This window comes from Staphylococcus coagulans, from assembly GCF_002901995.1.
In the GTDB taxonomy this organism is placed as follows: domain Bacteria; phylum Bacillota; class Bacilli; order Staphylococcales; family Staphylococcaceae; genus Staphylococcus; species Staphylococcus coagulans.
On record NZ_PPQN01000021.1, the window covers coordinates 1 to 4,836 of the forward strand.

The 4,836-nt window shown below is 35.4% G+C and carries 4 protein-coding genes; 1 reads left to right on the forward strand and 3 read right to left on the reverse strand.

Features of this window, described 5'->3' with window-relative positions; genetic code table 11:
* Positions 1-122 precede the first annotated feature (122 nt).
* The 3 genes from CD118_RS05710 to CD118_RS05720 all read right to left on the reverse strand — a co-directional run bounded on the left by CD118_RS05710 (position 123) and on the right by CD118_RS05720 (position 2,553).
* Positions 123-545 (reverse strand): GNAT family N-acetyltransferase, encoded by a 423-nt coding sequence (locus tag CD118_RS05710; protein ID WP_050331406.1) that lies wholly within the window; start codon positions 543-545, stop codon positions 123-125.
* 299 nt (positions 546-844) lie between these two features.
* Positions 845-1,315 (reverse strand): DUF2538 family protein, encoded by a 471-nt coding sequence (locus CD118_RS05715; RefSeq protein ID WP_050331405.1) that lies wholly within the window; start codon positions 1,313-1,315, stop codon positions 845-847.
* Positions 1,316-1,332: 17 nt separating this feature from the next.
* Entirely contained in the window at positions 1,333-2,553 is a 1,221-nt protein-coding gene (locus CD118_RS05720; protein ID WP_103356376.1) for an LCP family protein, read from the reverse strand.
* 339 nt (positions 2,554-2,892) lie between these two features.
* Here CD118_RS05720 and CD118_RS05725 point away from each other — a divergent pair, with 339 nt between their 5' ends.
* Positions 2,893-4,563, forward strand: coding sequence for a phospho-sugar mutase (locus CD118_RS05725; RefSeq protein WP_103356377.1), 1,671 nt, complete (start codon positions 2,893-2,895; stop codon positions 4,561-4,563).
* The last annotated feature ends 273 nt before the right edge of the window (positions 4,564-4,836 follow it).

The following is a 4,836-nucleotide window of genomic DNA, read 5'->3' on the forward strand; positions in this document are numbered from 1 at the left end:
ATTGTCCCCGTTATTTTATGTAGTTCATGCATAATTAGAAATTATAGAATATTTCAAATAAAGTAATATATAAAGTGAAAGTAACCTGTTTTATTATGATGCCCTATTAAACGCTTTCGTAATTAAAGATACTTCTCCATGTAATAATGCGGGATACCTGCATCTAAAAACTGATCGCCATATGCTTGATAGCCTAATGATTCATAAAAGGGAATCGCATGTGTTTGGGCACCTAATTTGAAATGATGAAAACCTTGGCGTTGCGCTTCTTGCTCGAGCGCGCGCATTAATGCCTTACCCGTCCCTTGACCTCTTTCAGTTTTCAAAACTGCGACACGTTCAATTTTTGCAATGCCATTCACATCTCGAAAGCGTGCAGTTGCGATAGGTTGATGGTCATCGTTATAGGCAATCATATATTGTGCGGTTGTTTCAAATTCATCAATTTCTTCTTCAAGTGACACCCCTTGTTCTTCTACAAAAACGACCTTTCTGATGTCCAATACATCTTCATATTCATGTTCTGTTTCTACTTTTTTAATCATCGCTGTACCCCTTTCTTATCAATATGATATCGATTTTATCATAAATGATTTTGAATAGACTAAGTATGAAGTAAAATGTATAATCTAAATTTAGACACGTGCAAACAATAGGGGATTCGAATTGTATAACTTCTATCGTGAGCACAATGCTAAAAAACAGGTTGATGTCTTAAACACACATGTCAGACGTCAACCTGTTTTTGTATTTATCGTTATGAAGTCAAAATCGTTATATTATCTGCACATTGTGCGCTGGCAAGAGATTATTAGAACATATTTCGCGTCACTAGGCGCTAAAATTACATTGCATTTTGTCGTACTAGTGCGGTATATTGCCAAAAAATCCGCATTTGAATAATATTCCAATTGTTCATTCCCATTGTATAACCAGAAGGTGTGAAAATGTTAACATCGGTTACTTCTAATGCTGCAGCAACGAGATATTGGATAGGCACACTCAAATTTTGCATCTCTGGTGTTAAACCATTTTCATCATAAACCCATGAAAATGGGAGGGGTGATTCAAAGACATCGATCGCATCAAAAATTTCAGGAAGTGCAACGATATAACACGCGCCATTGATCACCGGGTTATTCTGGCTGTCTGAATAATAAAGTAGGAGTGCTTCATAATTTTCACGATGTGCATGATTCACATAAAATAACTCTTGTCGAAAATGCGCCATGTCTTTACTGTGAATGATTTGTTGCTCTAACATGTTGAATATCCCATTGATTTGCATGATTTTGTCGTGTGTAGGGCGTGGCATGTATAGGCACCTCCTTATTAATAAAATGTATTGTTATTTTGAGATGGGTCTGGAACCCCTTGTGACTGTTGCGGTAAAGCAGGCTGTTGACTTGGTGCTTGTTCAGTAACAGCGGGCTGATTTTGATCATTTGCCGGTGATGCTTGACTATCACCATTTTGTTGTTCTGATGATGTGTTATCTTTTTGTGATTTTTGGTGTCCTTTTAATAGCTGATCATCGATTTCTGTTAATGGTGGAATTTCACCGTAAAAGGACTTCGCACGTTGTAACAGAAAATCGCTTTTATTTTTAAGCGGTCTTAATTCTAAATCTTCCCGTAATAAGTTCGATGTCTTAATTAAATCATCTACGTCAGGATTAATGTAGTAAATGCCGTTAAGCAATTCATTTTCACCTTTAAGTTGTTGAGATTTGATTGTGACATCATTCGCTAAATAGTTTGTTGCAAGTGCACGAATTTCAGAGTAATTTAAGTTATGTTTAGAATTTTTTCCTACAATTTCAATAATATCATCTAATTTGTGTAAAGAGTTTGTCTCTTGCGCTTTGCGGAAGAGAATTTTTAAAACTTCCATTTGTCTTTCGCCACGTTTTAAGTCAGAGTCTTGTTTACGTGTGCGTGTGATTGCGAGTGCTTCGTCGCCGTTTAATTTTTGCTTGCCTTTTTTCAGCTTGATGCGACCTTTATCTTTAGTGTTTGGTTCATTGAGATCGTATGGCACATTATATTCAATACCACCAAGCTCATCAACTGTATCAGCAAAAGCATCCATATTAATACGAACATAATAATCAACAGGGACATTAAGCTCAGTTTCCACCGCATCCATTGAAGATTCTGGTCCACCATATGCATGTGCATGTGTAATCTTGTCAAAGTAACCGACTTTTGGAATGTAGCTCAAAGTATCACGTGGGATACTCAGTAAACGGATTTGATGTTTATCAGGATTTAAAGTGGATAAAATCATTGCATCTGTACGTGAATGTTCCGTACTTTGTCCGTTTTCTCTTCGTGAACTACTGTCATCAATACCTAAAAACAATATTGAAACAGGTTCCTTTGCAGCATTGACTTTACTATCTCTTAATTTAGATTGACGCTCATCAGTATGAGAAAATGAATCGTCAAAAGCATGTTTCGATGAATTAAATAGAATAAACGCAAAAATTGTAGGAACAATTACAAGCATTAAAGCAAGTAAGTACAACAGATATTTGAGACCTTTATTCATAATAAATTGCTCCTAAAAAGATATTTTTAACATATGATTATATATTGTAATGCAATTGATTGTAAGATTTCAATCATTTCAGATGCACCGTTTCGAAATAAATTGTTTTTTCATGTGTAGGACTTCGTGTTGGTGTATAATGGAGTTAATAATGAAAGAAGTGGGACATCATATGATCTTTATTGATGATTGTACCAAAATCGATGCACGCGCTGTTGATGACTGGAGGTTGTGTTGTTTTATACAAAGCTTTCCTCAAGCGTGGTATCTTGTTGCAATTTTGAGATTGCAAAATCGTTTTGATTCTGTCCCACCCCAATGATAAAGAGCAAAATAAGGATGGTGGATTTTTTGAAAGCACAATGGATGTCACATCTTGATGAAAGTTTAGTTAAACCCTTTTATGAAGAACAAACAAAGGAAGAACAAGAAGCGGGCTTTGAAGATGTTTTAACTTTTGGTACCGCTGGAATTCGGAGCACGTTTGGTCTCGGTCCAGGTCGTTTAAACAAGTTTACAATACGTAAAGTGGCATTAGGACTCGCACAATATTTAAAACAAAAAAATGAGCATCCAACAGTTGTGATTCACTTTGATACACGATTTTTATCACATGAATTTTCTCAAGAAATTGCACGTGTATTAGCAACTGAAGGTGTTAGCGTAGTATTAGCAGATACTTATAAATCAACACCGGAGTTGTCATTTGCTGTACGCGAATTAAAAGCAACAGCAGGTGTCATGATTACAGCAAGTCATAATCCAAGTCATTATAATGGTATTAAAATTTATGGTTCAGATGGGGGACAATTATTACCTAAGGCATCTGAAGACTTGAGCCAATATATTAATGCAATTGAATCTCCATTAGAAATTGAAGCACGAGATTCCAATTCGTTGAAAAAAGAAAAATTGATTACGTCTTTGCCTACTGAAGTGACTGAGGCGTATAAGCAAGGTGTTAAAGATTTAGTTGGTACAATTGAAGAAAACAATGCACGTGTTGTATTGACAAGTTTGCATGGGACAAGCTTACCCATAGCCGCAGACATACTCACAGAGCTTGGATTTGATAACTATGTCATTGAGACAACTCAGTCAGAACCAGATGGCAGATTTCCAACTGTTAAAAGTGCTAATCCTGAAGAAGAAGCTGCGTTTGAATTTGGCAAGCGTTTAGCAGAACAAGAAAATGCATCACTTATCATTGCTACAGATCCAGATGCAGACCGATTCGGGTTTGTTGAGCGCTATGAAGACGGCTCAACACGTTATTTTAATGGAAATGAAATTGGCTTGATCTTACTTAAATTACGTTATCAACAGTTGCAAACATCAGGCAACGCGTTCTACATGGTTAAATCAATCGTTACGGGCGCTTTGAGTGAGGTATTAGCATCAGCATTAGATATTAAAGTTGTGAACGTTTTGACAGGATTTAAATATATTTCTGAAGAGTTAGAACTTCGTCAACAGCAAAATGATGACGCGCAGTTGGTGTTAGCGTTTGAAGAGAGCCATGGTTATTTAGCGAAAGATTTATCAAGAGATAAAGATGCAATTCAGTTTATCCCTTTACTCGTTAAATATAAACAGCTATTGTATCAAAATGGTCTCACATTTAAAGCGGTACTCGAAGATATTTATAAAGAAATTGGTCGCTATAAAGATTTAACGCTTTCGCCGTCTTTTGAAGGACCAAAAGGTAGACAAAAAATAGAGGCCATGATGACTCATTTTAGAAATGATACAAGTGAACATATTGTAGGATTAAAAGTAAAAACAAAAGAAGATTATTTAACGCAAAAGACAACACATCTCCCAACAGGTGAAGAGACTGCAATCATGTTGCCACAAGCGGATTTAATTCGTTACACATTTGATGAAGGCTTTATTGCATTAAGACCTTCAGGGACAGAGCCAAAAATAAAAATTTATTTTTCACTTAATGTGCCTGATTTTAAAGCGCTAGTCAACAACTTTAAAGCATTGTATTTAGCTGAGTCATAATATTTTGTTGTTTAACATAATAAAAATGATGAAGGTAACGTAATTTCGCACATTCACCCTAGCATTTATAAGGTTTTCACAAACACTATATTTAATCTTTTATCACTTTGTCTATTAGCAAACGATAAACCTCTGAAGGAATAACGCATTGTTATTTCTTTTGAGGTTTTTTTGTGCTTAAAAAATTGATCTATTTATAAAAATATTAAAGAGATGTAAAGAATGTTAAAAATAATTTTAGCCCAGTCTAAGATCTGTCTCTTATACACATCT

What these genes read in the sequence shown, in the direction of transcription:
- CD118_RS05715 (WP_050331405.1), bottom strand. Translation starts at nt 1,315, where the DNA reads ATGCCACGCCCTACACACGACAAAATCATGCAAATCAATGGGATATTC.
- CD118_RS05720 (WP_103356376.1), bottom strand. Translation starts at nt 2,553, where the DNA reads ATGAATAAAGGTCTCAAATATCTGTTGTACTTACTTGCTTTAATGCTT.
- CD118_RS05725 (WP_103356377.1), top strand. Translation starts at nt 2,893, where the DNA reads ATGGTGGATTTTTTGAAAGCACAATGGATGTCACATCTTGATGAAAGT.
- CD118_RS05710 (WP_050331406.1), bottom strand. Translation starts at nt 545, where the DNA reads ATGATTAAAAAAGTAGAAACAGAACATGAATATGAAGATGTATTGGAC.